The sequence below is a fragment of the Paracoccus marinaquae genome (assembly GCF_018860165.1).
In the GTDB taxonomy this organism is placed as follows: Bacteria; Pseudomonadota; Alphaproteobacteria; order Rhodobacterales; family Rhodobacteraceae; genus Paracoccus; species Paracoccus marinaquae.
Genome location: NZ_JAHKNG010000001.1, coordinates 83,182 through 102,319, shown reverse-complemented (window position 1 = coordinate 102,319; position 19,138 = coordinate 83,182). Strand labels below are relative to the sequence as shown.

Annotated in this window: 22 protein-coding genes; 18 read left to right on the top strand and 4 right to left on the bottom strand. The window is 68.7% G+C overall.

Annotation, left to right across the window (positions count from 1 at the left end; translation table 11 throughout):
* Positions 1 to 4: 4 nt before the first annotated feature.
* The gene (locus KNW02_RS00520) at positions 5 to 1,354 is read right to left on the bottom strand and encodes a COG4223 family protein (protein WP_216031295.1); all 1,350 of its coding nucleotides are present in this window, start codon (positions 1,352 to 1,354) and stop codon (positions 5 to 7) included.
* Between the two features lie 260 nt (positions 1,355 to 1,614).
* Positions 1,615 to 2,280: a uroporphyrinogen-III synthase gene (locus KNW02_RS00515; protein ID WP_216031294.1), complete on the bottom strand. Its 666-nt coding sequence runs from the start codon at positions 2,278 to 2,280 to the stop codon at positions 1,615 to 1,617.
* Between the two features lie 64 nt (positions 2,281 to 2,344).
* On the opposite strand from KNW02_RS00515, the gene tsaD reads away from it, so the two are divergent.
* The 9 genes from tsaD to truA all read left to right on the top strand — a co-directional run bounded on the left by tsaD (position 2,345) and on the right by truA (position 9,699).
* On the top strand, positions 2,345 to 3,412 hold the full coding sequence (gene tsaD, locus KNW02_RS00510; RefSeq protein ID WP_216031293.1) for a tRNA (adenosine(37)-N6)-threonylcarbamoyltransferase complex transferase subunit TsaD: 1,068 nt from the start codon (positions 2,345 to 2,347) through the stop codon (positions 3,410 to 3,412).
* Complete coding sequence (locus KNW02_RS00505; RefSeq protein ID WP_216031292.1) at positions 3,409 to 4,350, top strand: NAD(P)H-dependent glycerol-3-phosphate dehydrogenase; 942 nt, start codon at positions 3,409 to 3,411, stop codon at positions 4,348 to 4,350. Before tsaD ends, KNW02_RS00505 begins: the two co-directional genes overlap by 4 nt.
* Entirely contained in the window at positions 4,351 to 4,623 is a 273-nt protein-coding gene (locus KNW02_RS00500) for a YciI family protein (protein ID WP_216031291.1), read from the top strand.
* A complete protein-coding gene (locus KNW02_RS00495; RefSeq protein ID WP_216031290.1) occupies positions 4,623 to 5,036 on the top strand; it encodes an EVE domain-containing protein in 414 nt (137 codons plus the stop codon). Before KNW02_RS00500 ends, KNW02_RS00495 begins: the two co-directional genes overlap by 1 nt.
* Positions 5,037 to 5,305: 269 nt before the next feature.
* Positions 5,306 to 5,551 (top strand): DUF4170 domain-containing protein, encoded by a 246-nt coding sequence (locus tag KNW02_RS00490; protein WP_216031289.1) that lies wholly within the window; start codon positions 5,306 to 5,308, stop codon positions 5,549 to 5,551.
* Entirely contained in the window at positions 5,551 to 6,729 is a 1,179-nt protein-coding gene (locus tag KNW02_RS00485; RefSeq protein WP_216031288.1) for a 3-deoxy-D-manno-octulosonic acid transferase, read from the top strand. Before KNW02_RS00490 ends, KNW02_RS00485 begins: the two co-directional genes overlap by 1 nt.
* A complete protein-coding gene (gene lpxK, locus KNW02_RS00480) occupies positions 6,726 to 7,724 on the top strand; it encodes a tetraacyldisaccharide 4'-kinase (RefSeq protein ID WP_216031287.1) in 999 nt (332 codons plus the stop codon). The genes KNW02_RS00485 and lpxK overlap by 4 nt, the downstream gene beginning before the upstream one ends.
* Positions 7,725 to 7,992: 268 nt before the next feature.
* Positions 7,993 to 8,886, top strand: coding sequence for a 5-bromo-4-chloroindolyl phosphate hydrolysis family protein (locus KNW02_RS00475; protein WP_348524657.1), 894 nt, complete (start codon positions 7,993 to 7,995; stop codon positions 8,884 to 8,886).
* A 6-nt stretch (positions 8,887 to 8,892) separates the two neighbouring features.
* Positions 8,893 to 9,699, top strand: coding sequence for a tRNA pseudouridine(38-40) synthase TruA (gene truA / locus KNW02_RS00470; protein ID WP_216031285.1), 807 nt, complete (start codon positions 8,893 to 8,895; stop codon positions 9,697 to 9,699).
* On the opposite strand, the gene KNW02_RS00465 is transcribed toward truA, so the two are convergent.
* Positions 9,645 to 10,433, bottom strand: coding sequence for a sugar transferase (locus KNW02_RS00465; protein ID WP_348524656.1), 789 nt, complete (start codon positions 10,431 to 10,433; stop codon positions 9,645 to 9,647). The genes truA and KNW02_RS00465 overlap by 55 nt on opposite strands.
* 155 nt (positions 10,434 to 10,588) lie before the next feature.
* On the opposite strand from KNW02_RS00465, the gene KNW02_RS00460 reads away from it, so the two are divergent.
* The 9 genes from KNW02_RS00460 to KNW02_RS00420 all read left to right on the top strand — a co-directional run bounded on the left by KNW02_RS00460 (position 10,589) and on the right by KNW02_RS00420 (position 18,259).
* A complete protein-coding gene (locus tag KNW02_RS00460) occupies positions 10,589 to 11,044 on the top strand; it encodes a universal stress protein (protein WP_216031284.1) in 456 nt (151 codons plus the stop codon).
* 66 nt (positions 11,045 to 11,110) lie between these two features.
* Positions 11,111 to 11,671, top strand: coding sequence for a NifU family protein (locus KNW02_RS00455; protein ID WP_216031283.1), 561 nt, complete (start codon positions 11,111 to 11,113; stop codon positions 11,669 to 11,671).
* Positions 11,664 to 12,266, top strand: a complete 603-nt coding sequence (gene tsaB, locus KNW02_RS00450) for a tRNA (adenosine(37)-N6)-threonylcarbamoyltransferase complex dimerization subunit type 1 TsaB (protein ID WP_216031282.1) — start codon at positions 11,664 to 11,666, stop codon at positions 12,264 to 12,266. The genes KNW02_RS00455 and tsaB overlap by 8 nt, the downstream gene beginning before the upstream one ends.
* Before the next feature lie 11 nt (positions 12,267 to 12,277).
* Positions 12,278 to 12,664 carry a GNAT family N-acetyltransferase gene (locus KNW02_RS00445; protein ID WP_216031281.1) on the top strand — a complete coding sequence of 129 codons (387 nt, stop codon included), beginning with the start codon at positions 12,278 to 12,280 and terminating at the stop codon, positions 12,662 to 12,664.
* Positions 12,665 to 12,764: 100 nt separating this feature from the next.
* A complete protein-coding gene (locus tag KNW02_RS00440; protein WP_216031280.1) occupies positions 12,765 to 13,754 on the top strand; it encodes a BMP family lipoprotein in 990 nt (329 codons plus the stop codon).
* Complete coding sequence (locus KNW02_RS00435; RefSeq protein WP_216031279.1) at positions 13,755 to 15,404, top strand: ABC transporter ATP-binding protein; 1,650 nt, start codon at positions 13,755 to 13,757, stop codon at positions 15,402 to 15,404.
* A complete protein-coding gene (locus KNW02_RS00430) occupies positions 15,404 to 16,501 on the top strand; it encodes an ABC transporter permease (RefSeq protein WP_216031278.1) in 1,098 nt (365 codons plus the stop codon). The genes KNW02_RS00435 and KNW02_RS00430 overlap by 1 nt, the downstream gene beginning before the upstream one ends.
* Positions 16,501 to 17,466, top strand: coding sequence for an ABC transporter permease (locus KNW02_RS00425; RefSeq protein WP_216031277.1), 966 nt, complete (start codon positions 16,501 to 16,503; stop codon positions 17,464 to 17,466). Before KNW02_RS00430 ends, KNW02_RS00425 begins: the two co-directional genes overlap by 1 nt.
* A complete protein-coding gene (locus KNW02_RS00420; RefSeq protein WP_216031276.1) occupies positions 17,450 to 18,259 on the top strand; it encodes a purine-nucleoside phosphorylase in 810 nt (269 codons plus the stop codon). The genes KNW02_RS00425 and KNW02_RS00420 overlap by 17 nt, the downstream gene beginning before the upstream one ends.
* On the opposite strand, the gene yghX is transcribed toward KNW02_RS00420, so the two are convergent.
* On the bottom strand, positions 18,247 to 19,134 hold the full coding sequence (yghX, locus tag KNW02_RS00415; RefSeq protein WP_216031275.1) for a YghX family hydrolase: 888 nt from the start codon (positions 19,132 to 19,134) through the stop codon (positions 18,247 to 18,249). The genes KNW02_RS00420 and yghX overlap by 13 nt on opposite strands.
* Between the last annotated feature and the right edge of the window lie 4 nt (positions 19,135 to 19,138).

Genomic DNA, 19,138 nt, shown 5'->3' with positions numbered 1-19,138 from the left:
CCCCTCAGTTCGAACTGGCCGAAAGATCGGACAGCGCCGCCTGCGCGTCCCGATAGGCCGTGGCCCCGGCCAGCCACGCGGCCATCGCCGGGGCGTTCCGTGCAGTCTCGGGTAGCGCCGTCATCTGATCCAGCGCCGCGCCGACATTGCCGGCCGCGATCTCGGCATTGGCGCGCGACAGGATCGCGTCGGTGTCATCACCCTCCTGCGGGGTGACCGAACGCGCGCCGGTCTGCGCCTTCAGGAAATTCGTCAGCGCATTGCCGCCGCCGGCGCTGTCCTCGCTCAGCGAGACACGCAAGGCCGCGCGGGAGGCCTCGGCAAAGCCGGCCTGCAGCGCCTCAAGGCTGGGCACGTCGCGGGTCAGTGCATCGGGTGTCTCAAGCCCCGCACCCTCCAGCGTCTGACGGGCCTCATCCGGGGTCACGCCGCGATCCAGTGCCGCCTGCAGCGAGGCAATGGCAGCCACCGCCTCGGCGCGACGGGTGCTGTCCTCGGCGGCCTCCTGCAGCTTCTGCGCCTCGGCCTGCGCGGCGCTGATGCTGGACTGCGCCTGTTCGGCGGTTGCCGCGATCTGCTGTTCCAGCGCGCCGGCCTGATCCGCCAGCGTCTGCAGTTTCTGTGCCGCGCCCGGATCCAGCACCGGCCGCGCGGCCAGTTCCTCGATCCGTGCCGTCTGCTGGTCGATCAGCGCCTGCAGCGCCGCCACCTGCTGGGCTAGGGCCCCGCCATCGCCGGCCGGCGCGACGGCCTGTGGCGATGCCTCGGCCAGTTCGCTCCGCAGCGCCTCGACCTGCTGACGCGCCGCCGTCTCGGCGGCACTCACCGCATCGGCCTGGATCGCCGTGGCATCCACCCCGGACAAAGGCAGTTCGGTGCGCAACGCGTCGATCTGCTGGCGCGCCGCACTCTCGGCCGCGGCGACGGCCTCGGCGCGGAGCGCCCCGGCATCAACCTCGGCTCCGGGCGCCGCCGGCAGCCATCCGGCCGGCAGTTGCGGCAGGGCCCAGATCGTCGCCGCGGCCCCCAGACCGGCAGCAACCACCCCGCCCAGCACCACCGGCCAGAAGCCGGTCTTCTGCACGGTGACCTGCTGTGCGGGGGGTGCCACCTGCGGAACAGTCGACGAACCCTGCGATACCGCCACGGGCGCGGCGCCCGCCGGCCGATCGTCCGGCACGGCTTTCCTTGCCGCATCCTCGGCGACCTTGTCCTCGACAACCTTTCGATCTGCCGGCTTGTCATCCGCCGCCGCCGTCGTGGCGGCAGGTTTGGCGGCTGCGGCGGGGCGTCCCTGCTTGCCCTCGCCCAGCAGGGTCGATTCGACCGGCCTGATCTCGCCACCGGACGCCATGGCCCCGGATCCGTCGCCGGCAGCGATATCGGCGCTTTTCACTGTTCCCGGTCGCGCGGCAGGTTTCTTGACAGATTCGGCGGGCTTTTCTGCTGCCTTGGCTGGTTTTTCAGAAGCCGCGGCCTTGCCCTGGCTGGAGGTCTTTGTCTCGTCTGGCTTTTTCACGTTTGGTCCCCGTCCTCGCGTACCACGGTGGCAATGCCGCCGAAAGCGTCGGCCACAGCCTAATGAGGCCGGGCCTTCGGCTCAACCCGCAGCAATCAGGATAATTCACCGCCGGTCAGGCGGCCTATCGCCGCAGCAAGCCCCCGGGCATCGGGCGTGGGCGCGATCTCGCCCTGCTCGAAAGGCCCCTGCCAGGCCGCCAGCGCCGCGCCGCTGATCGCCGCCAGCCACACAGGCGCGGCCGACCCGGCCGCCTCGACCGCCAGCAGCCGCGCCGAGCGCGGCGAGAACAGCGGCAGGATCACCGGCGCCGCGCCGGCCAGAAGCTCCAGCGCCCGGGCGTTCAGCGGCAGCGGCAGCTGGTCATAGACGACCATTCCCGCAACCGGCAGTTCGCGCGCGACATGCCGGCCATGCGGATGCAGCAGCGGCAGGTCCGAGGCTTCCAGCATCGGCTGCAGCCTTTCGGCATCGCCCGGCCCCTCGATCACCGCATACCCTGCCTCGCGCGCAAGCGCCGCCGTGCGCGGCCCGACGCAGAAGGCCGTCCGCCCCCGGCCCGGCCCGGCAATGGCAATGGCGTGCTGCGAGGTGAAGACCAGCGCCTCGGCCGAAGCCAGCCGCGCCGCGTCATGGGCAACCGGCAGGATGCGCAGGATCGGCGAAATGACATGGGGCAGGTCGGGCAGCATCGCCGCGAAGCGCCGCGAATCGGCCTCCGGCCGTGTCAGCAGAAGCGTGGGCGTTGCGCGCCTTGGCATTGGCATCCCCTCCGGCCGGTGTTAGGCCACAGGGGTAAGCGCCCCATCCCCGCGCGGCAAGAGCATGAACGACCTGATCTTTCTCGGCATCGAAAGCAGTTGCGACGACACCGCCGCCGCCATCGTCACCGGCGAGGGACGGATCCTGTCCTCGGTGGTCAGCAGCCAGACCGACCTGCACGAGGATTTCGGCGGCGTCGTCCCCGAGATCGCCGCCCGCGCCCATGCCGAGCGGCTGGATCGGGCGGTCGAGCAGGCACTGACCGAGGCCGGCACGAAGCTGCGCGAGTTGTCGGGCGTGGCCGTCACCGCCGGGCCGGGACTGATCGGCGGGGTGATGGCCGGGGTGATGTGCGCCAAGGGCATCGCCGCCGGCGCCGGCCTGCCGCTGGTCGGTGTGAACCACCTCGCCGGACACGCGCTGACCCCGCGCCTGACCGACGGGGTCGATTTTCCCTATCTGATGCTGCTCGTCTCGGGCGGGCATTGCCAGTTCCTGCGGGTCGATGGCGCGCAGGATTTCACCCGTCTGGGCGGCACCATCGACGACGCGCCGGGCGAGGCCTTCGACAAGCTGGCCAAGCTTCTGGCCCTGCCCCAGCCCGGCGGCCCCTCGGTCGAGGCCGAGGCCGCCCTGGGCGATCCCGACCGTTTCGACCTGCCGCGCCCGCTGCTGGACCGGCCCGGCTGCGACATGTCCTTTTCGGGCCTGAAGACGGCGGCGCTGCGCCTGCGCGACCGGCTGATCGCCGAACAGGGCGGGCTGCATCAGCGCGACCGCCGCGATCTCTGCGCCGCCTTCCAGACCGCCATGGCCGAGATCCTGGCCGAAAAGGCCCGCCGCGCGCTGGCCGAGGCCCGGGTGCCGCTGCTGGCCGTCGCCGGCGGGGTCGCCGCCAACGGCGCCATCCGCGCCGCGCTGGAAGCCGTGGCGACCGAGGCCAGGGCGCGCTTCCTCGCCCCGCCGCTGCGGCTTTGCACCGACAATGGCGCGATGATCGCCTGGGCGGGGATCGAACGGTTCCGCCTCGGCCATAGCGACGGCATGGATCTGGCGGCGCGGCCGCGCTGGCCCTTGGACCGCCATGCCGCACCGATGCTGGGCGGCGGCAAGAAGGGGGCCAAGGCATGACCATCTCGATCCTCGGCGCGGGCGCCTTCGGCACGGCGCTGGCGGTAGCCCTGTCCGCGAACGGCCCGGTGACGCTGTGGGGGCGCAGCATCGGCTGGGGGCGCGAGAACCCGCGCCTGCCCGGCGTCACCCTGCCTGCCCCCGTCGCCGTCACCGACGACCTGGGTGCCGCGCTGGCGGCCGGCACCCTGCTGCTGGCGCTGCCGGCACAGGCGCTGCGGCCGTTTCTCGACGACCACGGCCCGGCGCTGGACGGCAGGCGGCTGGTCAACACCGCCAAGGGGATCGACCTCGACCGGCTGACCGGACCCGCGCAGCTTCTGGCCGAGGCCTGCCCCGCTGCCACCATCGCCACGCTGACCGGCCCGTCCTTCGCCGCCGATATCGCCCGCGGGTTACCGACCGCGCTGACCCTGGCCTGCGCCGATGCCGAAACCGGCCGGGCGCTGCAACATGCGCTCTCGACCCCGGTGCTGCGCCTTTACCGCACCACCGACCTGACCGGCGCGGAACTGGGTGGGGCGCTGAAGAACGTCATCGCCATCGCCGCGGGCGTGGTCATCGGCGCGGGGCTGGGCGACAGTGCCCGCGCGGCCATCATCACCCGCGGCTTCGCCGAGATGACCCGGCTGGCCACCCGCCTCGGTGCCCGGCCCGAAACCCTGACCGGCCTGTCGGGCCTGGGCGATCTGACGCTGACCTGCACCTCGCCGCAGTCGCGGAACTTCCGCTTCGGCCACGCGCTTGGCGCGGCGGCCGACTGGGACGCCACAACGACGGTCGAGGGCGCGGCGACCGCCCGCGCCGTCGCCGCGCTGGCCGCGCGCCTCGGCGAGGACATGCCGATCGCCGCCATGGTCGCCGCCCTTGCCGAAGGCCGCGTTTCGGTCGACAAGGCGGCAGACATGCTGATGACGCGACCGCTGAAGGAGGAATAGATGCCGCTTTTCGCCGTGATCTGCCGGGACAAGCCCGGCGCGCTGCAGACCCGTCTCGACACGCGCGAGGCGCATCTGGCCCATATCCGCGACAGCGGCATCGTCAGCATGGCCGGCCCGCTGATCGAAGAGGGCGAGATGCGCGGCTCGCTGGTGATCCTTGATGCAGCCGACCTCGCGGCGGCCGAGGCCTGGGCGGCGGGCGATCCCTACGGGGCGGCGGGCCTCTTCGACAGCGTGCAGGTGACCGAATGGAAGAAGGTGATCGGCTGATGGCATACTGGCTGTTCAAGTCCGAACCCGACGTGTTCGGCTGGGATCATCTGGTCGCCAGGGGCGACCGGGGCGAGGAATGGGACGGGGTGCGCAACTATCAGGCGCGCAACAACATGCGGGCGATGAAGAAGGGTGAACTGGGCCTGTTCTATCACTCGAACATCGGCAAGGAGGCCGTCGGCATCGTCGAGGTCATCGCCGAGGCCCATCCCGACAGCAAGGCTGCGGACCCGAAATGGGAATGCGTCGACGTGAAGGCGGTGAAACCCCTGCCGCGCCCGGTCTCGCTGGATCAGGCCAAGGAGGAGCCGCGGCTGAAGGACATGGTGCTGGTCAACAACAGCCGCCTCTCGGTGCAGCCGGTCAGCGATGCGGAATGGGCGGTCGTGATGGAACTGGCCGGTCTCTGACCTGGACGCCCCGAACGTGCAGGGCATTTCGGGATCTGGTATACGAAAGGTCCCGGCCCCTGCCGACCGGGACCTTTCATCCCGCGACGCGCCCCACACCAATACGCGCCCTGACGGGATTCAGCCCGGCCTTCTGACCGTGTCGAACCCTGCATATCCGCCCCGGTCGCGGCAGGCAAAGGCAAAGCCCGCCGGGTTTTAGACAAAGCCGTTTCATCTCGGGCCGCCGCCGCGCTAGGGTCCGGCCGTTCCCACAGTCAGGAGGTTCCATGAGCCAGCGACTTCACCTCGTCTTCGGCGGCGAATTGATCGATCCGCAGCGCACCGAGTTCCGCGATACCGACAATATCCATATCGTCGGCATCTACCCCAACTACCAACAGGCCTACAGCGCCTGGAAAGCCGAGGCGCAGCGCACCGTCGACAGCGCCCATACCCGCTATTTCATCGCCCATCTGCACCGGCTGCGCGACGAGGAAACCGAGGTCAGCCCGACCGAGGAACTGGGCGGCTGATGGCGGGCTCCGGGCTGGGCAGGCTGGGCTTGTGGCTGCATCTGCGCGGCCAGCCCCCTGCCGCGCCCACCCGGATCGAAGCGCCCGGGGGCGACGGCCCGCTTTTGCTGGTCCACATGTCGCCCGAGGCGCAGGCTGCGGCCGAGCAGGTCACCAAGCGCCTGCGCCGCGCCCGTTCCCAGCTTCGCATCCTGCAGATCCGGGCCGGCGACCACCCGGAACTTGCCGACCAGATGTCCGCCGCCGAAGCCCTGCTTGATACGGCGAAACCTGCGACGCTGCTGCTTCTGGGCGCCGAATTGCCGCCGGCCCTGATCGCCGCGGCAACACAGCGCGGCTTGCCGATCATTCTGGCCGAGGCACGGTTCAGCCTTGACGATACGAGCCTCAATCTGCGGGCGGCGATGCGCCGGAAACTGCTGCGCGACATGCGCGCGGTGCTGGTCACGGATTCGGCCAGCCACCGCATCGCCATCCGCATGGGCGCCGATACGGGGCGGGTGGTCCTGACCGGTCCCGTCGCCGAAATCCGCGAACCGCTGAGTTGCACCGAGGCCGAGCGCAGCAACTTTGCGCAACTGCTGAACGGCCGCCACGCCTGGTTCGCCGCGACGGTTCCGCAGGTCGAGGAAGAGGCGGTACTGAACGCCCATCGCGCGGCGATGCGCCAGTCACACCGGGCGCTGCTGTTTCTGGCGCCCCGCGATCCCGCCCGCATCGACCCGCTGGCCGAAAAGCTGGAGGCCGAGGGGTTGCTGGTCGCCCGTCGCAGCCTCGACGAGGAACCGACCGACGAGGTGCATGTGATGATCACCGACGGATCGACCGAGATGGGGCTGTGGTACCGGCTGGCGCCGGTCACCTATATGGGCGGCACCCTAACCGGGACCAACGACACCGCCCGCCATCCGTTCGAGCCCGCGGCCCTGGGGTCCGCCATCGTCCACGGTCCGGTGATCGCCCATTACCAGACCGAATGGCAACAGCTCGACGGCGCCGGTGCGGCGCGGCAGGTCGCCGATGCCGAGGGGCTGGCCATCGCCATCGCCGAGTTGAGCCAGCCCGATCTGGTCGCTGCACTTGCCAGCAGCGCCTGGACCGTCAGCACCGGTGGCGCCGATGTCGCGATCCGCATTGCGGCGCCGGTCCTCGACGCCCTGCGCGAGGCGCGGGCATGAGGCGGGCGCCCGCCTTCTGGTATCGCCGCCCGCCGGCGCTGGCCGCCCGCGCGCTGTCGCCTCTGGGCGCGCTTTACGCCCGCGCCACGGCGCGGCGGCTGGCCACGGGGGCACGGGCGCGGCTCGACGTGCCGGTGATCTGCGTCGGCAACCTGAATGCCGGCGGCACCGGCAAGACTCCGACCGTCATCTACCTTCAGCAATTGCTGCAATCGCGCGGCATCGCCGCGCATGTCGTCTCGCGCGGCTATGGCGGATCTGCGCGGGGACCGCTGCGGGTGGATGAGCGCGGCCACGAGGCTGCCCTGACCGGCGACGAGCCATTGCTGATGTCCGCTTTCGGTCCTGTCTGGGTGGCCGATGACCGGCTGGACGGCGCGAGGGCGGCGGCCCGAGCCGGCGCGCAGGCCGTCATCCTGGATGACGGATTTCAGGACCCGGCGCTGACCCATGACCTGTCGCTGATCGTCGTCGATGCCGCCAAGGGCTTCGGCAACGGGTTGTGCCTGCCTGCGGGCCCGCTGCGCGAGCCGGTTCCGGCGGGCCTTGCCCGCGCCGATCTGCTGCTGTCGATCGGCGCCGACGAGGCGCAGGCAGGCTTTGCCCCGCCATCGGGCGCCCCGCCGCATCTGCGCGGCCGGCTGGCGCCGCTGCAGACCGGGATCGACTGGCAGGATCAGCGCGTTCTGGCCTTCGCCGGCATTGGCCACCCCGAGAAGTTCTTTGCCAGCCTGCGCGGTCTTGGGGCCGATCTGGCGCGCGGCGAGGCGCTGGACGATCACCAGCCCTTCACGCCGGCGCTGCTGACCCGGCTGGAGACCGAGGCCCGGATGACCGGTGCCCAGCTTGTCACCACCGAAAAGGACGCGGTGCGTCTGCCGCGATCCTTTCGCCCGAAGGTCCTGGTTCTGCCCGTGCGACTGGAGATCGAGGCGCCCGAGGCGCTGGTGGCGGCCCTGACGCGGTTGTTTCCCGGCCGGATCGCCACGAGCTGAGCCGCGGGGCTTTGCAATTCGGCCTCGGGACACAATATAGAAACCTCGACGCCCGCCATGATCCGGGCCCAACCCGCCGAAAGGACCCGCATGTCGCGCCCTGCCATGCAAAGGCTGAGCTTTTATCTGCTGGTGCTGCTGACGCTCTATGCGTCCCTGGCCGGCGCCGGCTGAGGGCGCGGCGATGGCCTTCCGGTATGGCGGCAGATACTCACCCGACGAGGCCCGGCGGGGCACTGCGGATGGCCGCCGGGCCCCGCCGGCCCCGATGCTGCATCATCTGGCCTCGCGACCGAAATGGGTGACCGTCGCGGCGACGCCCTTCCTCCTGGGTGCCTTCTTCCAGTCGCCGCTTGGCATGGCGACCGATCTGGCTGCCTTCGGGCTGATCGCGCTGGCGATGTGGCTGACCCGCGAGGGGCTGGCCGCTGAGGCTGCCTATGACACCCGCCGCGTCGCCCGCCGGCCGGCCTTTCCGCGCAAGCTGTTCGGCGGACTGCTGGCCGGGCTGGGCCTCGGGCTGGGCGCGGCCGAACCCGGCGCGCTGGCCGGCGCCGGGGTGATCGGGCTGGCCGGGTTTGCCCTGCATCTCCTGGCCTTCGGCGCTGATCCGATGCGCGACAAGGGCATGGATGACGTCGACAGCTTCCAGCAGAACCGCGCCGCCCGCATGATCGAGGAGGGCGAGACGCATCTGTCGCAGATGCAGGAAGCGATCCAGAAGATCGGCGACCGCCGCCTCGAGGCCCGGGTTGCCGGTTTCGCAGCGACCGTGCGCGACCTCTTTGAACAGGTCCGCGACAATCCGGGCGATCTGTCCGCCGCCCGGCGTTATCTGGGCATCTATCTGATCGGCGCCCGTGACGCCGCGGTGAAATTCGCCGATCTCTACGGTCGCACCGAGGACCCCCAGACCCGCGCCGCCTTCGAGACCTTCCTCGACGATCTGGAAAAGGGGTTCGGCGCGCAGACCGACAAGCTGCTGGAGGGTGATCGCAGCGATCTGGAGATCGAGATCTCGGTCCTCCGCGACCGACTGGTGCGGGAAGGCGTGAGGCCGGCCGCAGATCCCGCGTCCCGTCCGCCGCTGGCCAGCCCCGACGCACGGGATCTGGACGGGTTGCTGTCACCCGAACGCGACAGCCTGCGAAAGCTGCCCTAGGCCCGAATGCCACGTTTCGCCCTGAAGATCGAATATGACGGCGGCCCTTTCGCCGGATGGCAGGCGCAGGCCGACCAGCCCTCGGTTCAGCAGGCGGTCGAGACGGCACTGGCACGGCTGGATGCCGGCTTCGCGGCAGGCGCCCGGATCGCCGCCGCCGGGCGCACGGATGCCGGCGTTCACGCCAGCGGTCAGGTCGCCCATGCGGATCTGCAACGCGACTGGGACCCGTTCCGGCTGGCCGAGGCGCTGAATTTCCACCTCAAGCCCGCCCCCGTCGCGATCCTGACGACCGCGCGGGTGCCGGACGATTTCCACGCCCGCTTCTCGGCCACCGAACGGCGCTATCTGTTCCGGTTGGTCGCGCGACGGGCGCCCGTGACGCATCTGAAGGGGCAGGTCTGGCAGGTCCTGAACCCGCTCGATACGGCGGCCATGCGGACCGCGGCGGGACATCTGGTGGGTTGCCACGACTTCACCACCTTCCGCTCGTCCATCTGCCAGGCGCAGAGCCCGGTCAAGACGCTGGACGAGATCCAGATTGACGAGGTCGAGATCCCGCATGGCCGGGAATACCGCTTTTCGCTTCGGGCGCGGTCATTCCTGCACAATCAGGTGCGCTCGATCGTCGGCACGCTCGAGCGGGTCGGCGCCCGATTTTGGCCGCCCGAGCGGGTGGTCGAGGCGCTGGCCGCACGAAACCGCGCCGCCTGCGGGCCGGTCTGCCCGCCCCATGGACTATATCTGATGGGCGTGGGCTACCGCGAAGACCCGTTCGCAACCTCTGCGTCGGCCGAAACCAGCGGCTTGTGACGGCGGGGCCGTTCGTCGCGGTGCGAAACCACGATCTTGAGAGTGCTCCACAACACCCACAGATCCAGCCGCATGTCGCGGCGCCGCTGATAGATCAGGTCGATCTTCAGCTTGGCCGGCAGGCAGCGGCGATAATAGGCGGATTCGGTGGCCTCCGCGCTCTGGCAATCGGCCAGGATACGGTCTTCGTGGCGGTGATAGATCAGCGTGGCGAGGCCGGTCACGCCCGGACGGCTGGTCAGGACCTGGGCGTAATCGGCGGGGAAACGCTCGACATATTCACGCAAGGGCGGGCGCGGCCCGACGAAGCTCATGTCGCCCTTCAGGATGTTGAACAGCTGCGGCAACTCGTCGATGCGGGTGCGGCGCAGGAAATGACCGATAGGGGTGATGCGCCAGTGCTTATGCGCGCCGGTCGCGCCGGAATCGGTGTCCTGACACAGCATGGTGCGGAACTTCAGCTGCGTGAACGCCCTGGTCGGAGATTTCATCCGCTGCGCCGAATAGAAGACCGGCCGTCCCTGCAGGATCAGCAGGGTCAGCGCGACAGCGCCCATGATCAGCGACAGAGGCAGCAACAGGATCAGTGCCAGAACGATGTCGGCCAGCCGCTTCGAGACAGGCATCGGATTGATCGCGTCACCCGCCGCACCGCGCAGGACCCAGCCCAGCCTGGAGGCCGGCGTCGACAGGCGCTCGGCGTAGGTCTTGTTCCAGTCGTGGTGGATCGTCACGATACTGTCCGAATGGCCCGTGGTTATGTCGCTTTTCGCGGTAACACATCAAATGCAACAAGAAAACCGCACATCAGCACTTTGCCGCAAACACTTGCGCAGGCATGGCAGTTCGGCCACTGTGTCGGCGGAAATCCACCCCGGACGGCCAAAAGATGCGCAAATTCCTGGTGCTGCTCGACGACAGCCGCGAATGCCTGAACGCGATGCGCTTCGCGGCGATGCGCGCGGCCAATACCGGCGGCGGCGTGGTGATTCTGTCGGTCATCCCGACCGCGGAAATCCAGCACGGCTTTGGCGTGGCCGATGTCATGCGCGCCGAGGCGCATGAACGGATCGAGGCGCATTTCGAAGTCTTCGCGAAATGGATGCGGACCCGACCCAAGGTCGAACCGGAACTGGTCATCCGCGAGGGCAGCCCGGCCGAGGAGGTGATCGCCCAGATCGGCGAGGATCCCGAGATCGGCGTCATCGTGATGGGGCTGAACAACGACAAGTCGGGGCAGAACCCGGTGCTGACGCGGCTGCTGCGCGAGGCCGGATCGCTGGCCTGCCCGATCACCATCGTGCCGGGCGACCTGTCGAAGGAACGGCTGGAGGCCATCACCTGAGGCAAAGGGGCGCCTTGACCCGCGCCGGCACCGTCGCCATATCAGGCCTATTAAGGAGCGCCGCGCATGTTCATCCAGACCGAGACCACCCCGAATCCCGCCACGCTGAAATTCCTGCCCGGCGAAACCGTTCTGGGCAGCGGCACGGCCGATTTCCCCACCCCCGATGCCGGCGCGAAATCGCCGCTGGCCCGGCGCATCTTTGCCATCGAGGGGGTGACCGGCGTGTTCCTGGGCCGTGATTTCGTCACTGTCACCAAGGCCGAGGACATGCCTTGGGACCATCTGAAACCCTCGGTCCTGGGCGCGATCATGGAGCATTTCCAGTCGGGCGCCCCGGCCATCGAGGGCGATGCCCCGGAAAGCGCCGGCCATGCGGCGCATGACGGGCCGGACGCCGAGATCGTCAGCCAGATCAAGGAATTGCTGGATACCCGCGTACGCCCCGCCGTGGCGCAGGATGGCGGCGACATCACCTTCCACGGCTTTGATCGCGGCGTGGTCTATCTGCATATGCAGGGCGCCTGCGCGGGCTGCCCGTCCTCGACCCTGACGCTGAAGATGGGGATCGAGAACCTGCTGCGCCACTATATCCCCGAGGTGATCGAGGTCCGCCCCGTTGCCTGAACCGGTCGCGCTTGGCTTTGACGCATCGGCCGCGCATTGCGCGGCCGCTTTGCTGTCTGGCGGGCGGGTTCTGGCCGCGCGGCAGGAGGCAATGGAGCGTGGCCAGGCCGAGCGGCTGTTTCCGCTGCTGCAGGAGCTTCTGCGCGAGGCCGGGCTGAACTGGGCCGATCTCGACGCGATCGGCGTCGGCATCGGGCCCGGCAATTTCACCGGCATCCGGGTCGCGGTCGCGGCCGCGCGCGGACTGGCGCTGTCCCTGGAGATTCCGGCGATCGGCGTCAGCGCCACCGAAGCCGCGGCCTTCGGGCTGCCGCGGCCCTGCCGGGTGGTGCTGCCGGCGCGGCGCGATCAGGTGATCTGGCAGGATTTCGGCACCGACGACGCATCGAAGGAAGGGAGCCGGCCGCAGCAGGCTGCGGCCGGCGCGCTGCCGCCCGGCCCGGCGCCGGCTGCGCCGGCGGTGCCGCTGGCAGAAGCCATCGCGCATCTGGCCATGGCCCGGCGGCAGGATCCGCAGCCACGCCCCGCGCCGATCTATCTGCGCGAAGCCGATGCGGCCCCGCCACGCGAACCCGCCCCGGTCATCCTGCCGTGACACCGGAACAGATGGCGGTGCTGCACGCGCGCTGCTTTGCCGGGGCGCCCCGCCCATGGGCGGCGGACGAATTCTCGGCCCTTCTGGCCGCTCGCGGCAGCTTCCTGCTGAGCCGGCCCGAGGGCTTCCTACTGGGCAGGACCGTGGCCGACGAAGCGGAACTGCTGACCCTCGCGGTCGCCCCGGAGGCGCGGCGGCAGGGGCTGGGTCGCGATCTGACCGCCCGCTTTGCGACCGCGGCCGCCGGGCGCGGTGCCGGAACGGCCTTTCTGGAGGTCGCCGCGGACAACCGACCCGCACGGGCGCTTTATGCCGGGCTCGGCTGGACCGAGGCGGGGCGCAGGCCGGGCTATTACGGCGCCGGGAGGGACGCGCTGGTCCTTCGGCTTGCGCTTTGAAATCACGAAGAAGACGGTTGACCCGTTCGGGGCGTTGCGCCCTAATCGAGCCATCAGGCGGGCGGCTTGAATCGTCCGCGCCAACAGGATGAGGCTCACCATGACCTTGATGAAATCGCTTCTCGCGGGCTCTGCCCTGGCGACGCTGGCCGCGGGCGCGGCGCTGGCCGATCCGGCACTGATCTATGATCTGGGCGGCAAGTTCGACAAGTCCTTCAACGAGGCGGCCTATACCGGTGCCGTCCGCTGGGTCGAGGAGACCGGCGGCAGCTACAAGGAACTGGAGATGCAGTCCGAGGCGCAGCGCGAGCAGGCCCTGCGCCGGCTGGCCGAAACCGGCGCCAACCCGATCGTGATGACGGGTTTTGCCTTCGGCGACGTTCTGAACACCGTGGCCCCCGACTATCCAGACACCAAATTCGCCATCATCGACACCATCGTCGATCAGCCCAATGTGCAGTCGGTGGTCTTTACCGAGGCCGAGGGCAGCTATCTTGCCGGGGTGATGGCGGCGACGGCGTCAAAGACCGGGACCGTGGGCTTCGTCGGCGGCATGGACGTGCCGCTGATCCACAGGTTCGAGTGCGGCTATGCGCAGGGCTTCAAGGCGGTCCGGCCGGACGGCAACGTGCTGGTGAACTATATCGGCACCACCGCCGCGGCATGGAACGACCCGGTGAAGGGCGGCGAGCTGGCCAAGGCCCAGAAGGCGCAGGGCGCAGACGTGATCTATGCGGCGGCAGGCGGATCGGGGATCGGCGTGCTGCAGGCGGCGGCGGATGAGGGCATCCTGTCGGTCGGCGTGGACAGCAACCAGAACCACCTGCATCCGGGTCAGGTGCTGACCTCGATGGTCAAGCGCGTGGACAATGCGGTTTTCGACGCCTTCAGCGCCGGCGCCGATCTGGAAACCGGGGTGAAGCTGATGAACCTGGCCGCCGCCGGCGTCGCCGTGGCCATCGACGACAACAACAAGGCGCTTGTCACGCCCGAGATGCAGGCCGCCATCGACGAGGCCGCCGCCAAGATCACCGCGGGCCAAATCAAGATCGTCGACCAGAAATCCGGCAACAGCTGCGCGGCCCAGTAGATGGCCGCGGCGGCGCAGCAGATCGGGGGGCGGCCGGATGAGGCCGCCCCTGCCGCCATCGAACTGCGCGGGATATCCAAGGCCTTCGGCCCGGTGCAGGCGAACAGGAATATCGACCTGAAGGTGCCCAAGGGCACGATCCACGGCATCATCGGCGAGAACGGTGCCGGCAAGTCGACGCTGATGTCGATCCTCTATGGCTTCTACAAGCCCGATCGCGGCCAGATACTCGTCAATGGCCAGGCACTGACCATCTCGGACAGCCAGACCGCGATCCGCGCCGGCATCGGCATGGTCTTCCAGCATTTCAAGCTGGTGCAGAACTTCACCGTGCTGGAGAACATCATCCTCGGGGCCGAGGACGGCGCCCTGCTGCGCCCCTCGCTGGCCAAGGCGCGCGGTGTGCTGAAACAGCTGGCCAAGGATTATCAGCTGAACGTGGATCCGGACGAGACCATCGAGGAACTGTCGGTCGGCCACCAGCAGCGGGTCGAGATCCTGAAGGCGCTGTACCGGCAGGCCGACATCCTGATCCTTGACGAACCCACGGGCGTCCTGACCCCGGCCGAGGCGGACCACCTGTTCCGCATCCTCGAAGGGCTGAAGGCCGAGGGCAAGACCATCATCCTGATCACCCACAAGCTGCGCGAGATCATGGAGATCACCGACAACGTGTCGGTCATGCGGCGCGGCGAGATGGTGGCATCGGTCAGGACGGCCGAGACCAGCCCCGAGGAACTGGCCGAACTGATGGTCGGCCGCAAGGTGCTGCTGGAGATCGACAAGGCCCCGGCCAATCCCGGCGCCCCGGTCCTCGAGGTGCGCGACCTGAAGCTGGTCGATGACGAGGGCGTGGAACGTCTGCGCGGCATCAGTTTCGACATCCGCGCGGGAGAAATCCTCGGCATCGCCGGGGTGTCCGGCAACGGCCAGACGCAGCTTCTGGAACTGCTGGGCGGCTATCCCGAGAAGGGCAGCAAGGTCAGCGGTACGATCCGCATGAATGGCGAGGTGCTGGACCTGACCGGCACGAAATCCGATGCCGCCACGCGGCGCAGGCGCGGCATCGGCCATGTCCCCGAGGATCGGCAGGTCGAGGGGCTGATCATGGATTTCGCGGCCTGGGAGAACGTCGCCTTCGGCTATCACGACAAGCCGGAATATCAGCGCGGGCTGTTGATGAACAACGCCGCGATCAAGGCCGATGCCGGGAAATACATGGAGGATTTCGATGTCCGGCCTCGGGATCCGAACCTCGCCGCGCGGAACTTTTCCGGCGGGAACCAGCAGAAGATCGTCGTCGCCCGCGAGATCGAGCGCAATCCCGACCTGCTGCTGGTCGGCCAGCCCACCCGCGGCGTCGATATCGGCGCCATCGAGTTCATTCACAAGCGCATCGTCGAGCTGCGCGACGCCGGCAAGGCGGTGCTGCTGGTCAGCGTGGAACTGGACGAGATCCTGTCGCTGTCGGACCGGATCGCGGTGATGTTCGACGGCCGCATCATGGGCGAACGCCTGCCCGACCAGACCACGACCGGAGAACTGGGCCTGCTGATGGCCGGCGTCACCGAGACCGGACCCGTGCCCGACGCCGCCGGCACCCCGCCCGCGCGCCAGCAGGGCACGGACCGACCGGAAGGGCGCGGCTGATGGACAAGATGCCGAAATGGGCGGATGTGATCCTGACGCCGCTGATCTCGCTGTTTCTGGCCATGGCGATTTCCGCGCTGGTGATCCTTGCCATCGGCGAAAGCCCCTGGCTTGCACTGAACACCATGGTCGAGGGCGCCCTCGGCTCCAGCTATGGCTGGGGTTTCACGCTATATTACACCACGAATTTCGTCTTTACCGGCCTTGCGGTCGCGGTCGCCTATCACGCCAGCCTGTTCAATATCGGCGGCGAGGGGCAGGCGGCGATGGGCGGGCTGGGGGTGGCGCTGGTGCTGCTCTATCTGCCGCTGCCGCATTGGTCGATCGCGCTGCCCGTGGCGATGATCGGCGCGGCGCTGTTCGGCGCGGCCTGGGCGCTGATCCCGGCCTGGCTGCAGGCGAAACGCGGCAGCCATATCGTCATCACCACGATCATGTTCAACTTCATCGCCGCGGCGACGCTGAACTATGTCCTGGTGAACATCCTGCGCCCCCCCGGCAGCATGGACCCGTCCTCGGCCCGGTTCCCCGAGGCCACGCATCTGCCCGCCCTGACCGACATGGCGGCGGCCATCGGCATCGACTGGGGCCGCAACACGCCGGTCAATATCTCGTTCTTCGTCGCCATCGCCGCCTGCCTGCTGGTCTGGCTGCTGATCTGGCGCAGCCGCCTCGGCTACGAGATCCGCGCCCTCGGCCGTTCGGAACCCGCGGCGATCTATGCCGGCATCAAGCCGGTGCGGATCATCCTCGTCACCATGCTGATCTCGGGCGGGCTGGCCGGGATGATGGCGATCAACAATGTCATGGGCGAGGCCGAGCGGCTGCTGCTGAACGCGGTCGAGGGCGCGGGCTTCATCGGCATCGCCGTGGCGCTGATGGGACGCAACCACCCTGTCGGCGTGTTTCTGGCCGCGCTTCTGTTCGGTTTCCTTTATCAGGGTGGGGGCGAACTGGCGCTGTGGACCTCGATCCCGCGCGAACTGATCATCGTGATCCAGGCGCTGGTCATCCTGTTCACCGGGGCGCTGGACAACATGGTCCGCATGCCGCTGGAGAGGCTGTTCCTGTCGCTGCGCCAACGGGGGGACAGCTGATGGATTTCGCTACCGCGATCCAGATCCTCGACAGCGCCGTGCGGCTGATGACGCCGCTGCTGCTGGCCTGTCTGGCCGGGCTTTATTCCGAACGCTCGGGCGTCTTCGATATCGGGCTGGAAGGCAAGATGCTGATGGCCGCCTTCACCTCGGCGGCGGTCGCCTTCGTCACTGGCAGCCCGTGGCTGGGCCTGCTGGCGGGGATCGCGGGGTCGATGGCGCTGTCGCTGATCCACGGCCTCGCCTCGATCACCTTCATGGGCAACCAGCTGATCTCGGGTGTGGCGATCAACTTCCTTGCCTCGGGCATGACGGTGCTGCTGGGACAGAAGATCTTCGGCCTCGGCGGGCGCACCCCGTCGCTGACCGGCGGCGGCCGCTTTGGCGAGATCACCCTGCCCTTCGCCGACAGCCTGCGGAATGTGCCCTTCATCGGGCCGATCTATGCCGACCTGATCTCGGGGCACACGATCCTCGTCTATGTCGCCTTTCTCTGCGTGCCGCTGACATGGTGGGTGCTGTTTCGCACCCGCTTCGGGCTGCGGCTGCGCGCGGTGGGCGAGAACCCCGCCTCGGTCGATACGGCCGGCGTGTCGGTCACGCGCCTGCGCTTTGCCGCCATCGCCATCTGCGGCATCCTCTGCGGGCTGGCCGGCGCCTATCTGGCAACCGGCCTGTCGGCGGGCTTCGTGAAGGAGATGACGGCGGGCCGCGGCTTCATCGCGCTGGCCGCGCTGATCTTCGCCAAGTGGCGGCCGTGGAACGCGCTGTTCGCCACCTTCCTCTTCGGCCTGCTCGAAGCGATCGCCAACCGCTATCCCAATCTCGAGATCGGCCCGATCACCATCCCGTCGATGTTCATGAACGCGCTCCCCTATATCCTGACCGTCATCATCCTTGCCGGCTTCGTCGGCCGCGCCATCCCGCCGCGCGCGGGCGGAGAACCCTATGTCAAAGAGCGCTGAGCTTGCCGCCCTGATCCGCGACCGCGCAGGCGACGCGGCGCCGGAATACGGGCTGATCCTCGGTTCGGGGCTGGGGCATCTGTCGGCCCATGTCGCGGGCGTGGCCATCCCCTATGACGATCTGCCGGGTTTTCCGCATGCCGGCGTGTCGGGCCATGTGCCGCAATTGGTCATCGGGCAGCTGGAGGGGCGCCGTGTCGCGGTCTTCGGCGGGCGGTCGCATTACTATGAATCGGGCCGCGCCGACGCCATGCGGCTGCCGCTGGAAACCCTCGCCGCGCTTGGGTGCGGGAAGCTGATCCTGACCAATGCCGCCGGCTCGCTGCGCGCCGATATTCCGCCCGGCGGGCTGATGATGCTGGACGACCACATCGCATTCGCCGGCACCAACCCGCTGATCGGCGAGAGGACCGATGCCCGCTTCGTGCCCATGACCGACGCGCATGACCCGCGGATGCGGGCGGCACTGAAATCCGCGGCCCAGGCCGAGGGGATCGAACTGGCGGAAGGCGTCTATTGCTGGTTCTCGGGGCCCAGCTTCGAGACCCCGGCCGAGATCCGCGCGGCGCGCATACTGGGCGCCGACGCCGTGGGCATGTCGACCGTGCCCGAGATCATCCTTGGCCGCTTTCTCGGGCTGCGCTGCGCGGCCATCTCGGTCATCACCAATATGGGCGCCGGGCTCAGCGACGAGGCGATCAGCCATGACCATACCAAGGCCATGGCCCCGATCGGCGCCTCGAAACTCGAGGCCGTGCTGCGCCGCTTTCTGCGCGAGGCTCAGGACAGGTAGCGCCCGAACCAGTCCAGCGTACGCTGCCAGGCCAGTTCCGCCGCCGCCTGATCATAGCGCGGCGTGGAATCGTTGTGAAAGCCGTGGTTCACGCCCGGATAGATATGCCCCTCATAGGTCACCCCGGCGGCCTGCAACGCCTGCTCATAGGCGGGCCAGCCCTCGTTGACGCGCTCGTCCAGTCCGGCATAGTGCAACAGCAGTGGCGCCTTGATCTTCGGCGCATCCTCGGCACTGGCCTGACGGCCGTAGAAGGGCACCGAGGCCGCCAGTTCCGGATAAGCCACGGCCAGCGCATTGCAGACCCCGCCGCCATAGCAGAAGCCGACACAGCCGACCTTGCCGGTCGAATCCTCGCGCGTCATCAGATGTTCGGCCGCGGCGAAGAAATCGTTCATCAGCCTCGTGCCATCCACCGTCTGCTGCAATTTTCGCCCCTCGGCATCATTGCCCGGATAGCCGCCGACCGAACTCAGCCCGTCCGGCGCCAGCGCCATGTAGCCGGTCTTGGCCAGCCGCCGCGCCACATCCTCGATATAGGGGTTCAATCCGCGATTTTCGTGGATGACCAGCACGGCCGGCAAGGGCCCCTCGGCGATGGCGGGCCGCACGAGATAGCCGCGCACCTCGCCATGACCCTGCGGCGAGGCATAGGTGACATATTCCGCCAGGATATCGGGATCGTTGAAACTGACCTGCTCGGCCAGCGCGTAATCCGGGCTCAGCATGTCCAGCAGCACCGCCGCCGTCACGCTGCCCACGGCGAATTTCGCAGCACGGTCCAGAAAGTCGCGCTTGGTGATCCTGCCATGCGCGTAATAGTCGTAAAGTTCCAACAGTTCCTGCGGAAAGTCCTTCGCGGTCATCCGGGTCATCGGC

What these genes read in the sequence shown, in the direction of transcription:
- KNW02_RS00520 (WP_216031295.1), bottom strand. Translation starts at nt 1,354, where the DNA reads ATGGCGTCCGGTGGCGAGATCAGGCCGGTCGAATCGACCCTGCTGGGC.
- KNW02_RS00515 (WP_216031294.1), bottom strand. Translation starts at nt 2,280, where the DNA reads ATGCCAAGGCGCGCAACGCCCACGCTTCTGCTGACACGGCCGGAGGCC.
- tsaD (WP_216031293.1), top strand. Translation starts at nt 2,345, where the DNA reads ATGAACGACCTGATCTTTCTCGGCATCGAAAGCAGTTGCGACGACACC.
- KNW02_RS00505 (WP_216031292.1), top strand. Translation starts at nt 3,409, where the DNA reads ATGACCATCTCGATCCTCGGCGCGGGCGCCTTCGGCACGGCGCTGGCG.
- KNW02_RS00500 (WP_216031291.1), top strand. Translation starts at nt 4,351, where the DNA reads ATGCCGCTTTTCGCCGTGATCTGCCGGGACAAGCCCGGCGCGCTGCAG.
- KNW02_RS00495 (WP_216031290.1), top strand. Translation starts at nt 4,623, where the DNA reads ATGGCATACTGGCTGTTCAAGTCCGAACCCGACGTGTTCGGCTGGGAT.
- KNW02_RS00490 (WP_216031289.1), top strand. Translation starts at nt 5,306, where the DNA reads ATGAGCCAGCGACTTCACCTCGTCTTCGGCGGCGAATTGATCGATCCG.
- KNW02_RS00485 (WP_216031288.1), top strand. Translation starts at nt 5,551, where the DNA reads ATGGCGGGCTCCGGGCTGGGCAGGCTGGGCTTGTGGCTGCATCTGCGC.
- lpxK (WP_216031287.1), top strand. Translation starts at nt 6,726, where the DNA reads ATGAGGCGGGCGCCCGCCTTCTGGTATCGCCGCCCGCCGGCGCTGGCC.
- KNW02_RS00475 (WP_348524657.1), top strand. Translation starts at nt 7,993, where the DNA reads ATGCTGCATCATCTGGCCTCGCGACCGAAATGGGTGACCGTCGCGGCG.
- truA (WP_216031285.1), top strand. Translation starts at nt 8,893, where the DNA reads ATGCCACGTTTCGCCCTGAAGATCGAATATGACGGCGGCCCTTTCGCC.
- KNW02_RS00460 (WP_216031284.1), top strand. Translation starts at nt 10,589, where the DNA reads ATGCGCAAATTCCTGGTGCTGCTCGACGACAGCCGCGAATGCCTGAAC.
- KNW02_RS00455 (WP_216031283.1), top strand. Translation starts at nt 11,111, where the DNA reads ATGTTCATCCAGACCGAGACCACCCCGAATCCCGCCACGCTGAAATTC.
- KNW02_RS00445 (WP_216031281.1), top strand. Translation starts at nt 12,278, where the DNA reads ATGGCGGTGCTGCACGCGCGCTGCTTTGCCGGGGCGCCCCGCCCATGG.
- KNW02_RS00440 (WP_216031280.1), top strand. Translation starts at nt 12,765, where the DNA reads ATGACCTTGATGAAATCGCTTCTCGCGGGCTCTGCCCTGGCGACGCTG.
- KNW02_RS00435 (WP_216031279.1), top strand. Translation starts at nt 13,755, where the DNA reads ATGGCCGCGGCGGCGCAGCAGATCGGGGGGCGGCCGGATGAGGCCGCC.
- KNW02_RS00430 (WP_216031278.1), top strand. Translation starts at nt 15,404, where the DNA reads ATGGACAAGATGCCGAAATGGGCGGATGTGATCCTGACGCCGCTGATC.
- KNW02_RS00425 (WP_216031277.1), top strand. Translation starts at nt 16,501, where the DNA reads ATGGATTTCGCTACCGCGATCCAGATCCTCGACAGCGCCGTGCGGCTG.
- KNW02_RS00420 (WP_216031276.1), top strand. Translation starts at nt 17,450, where the DNA reads ATGTCAAAGAGCGCTGAGCTTGCCGCCCTGATCCGCGACCGCGCAGGC.
- yghX (WP_216031275.1), bottom strand. Translation starts at nt 19,134, where the DNA reads ATGACCCGGATGACCGCGAAGGACTTTCCGCAGGAACTGTTGGAACTT.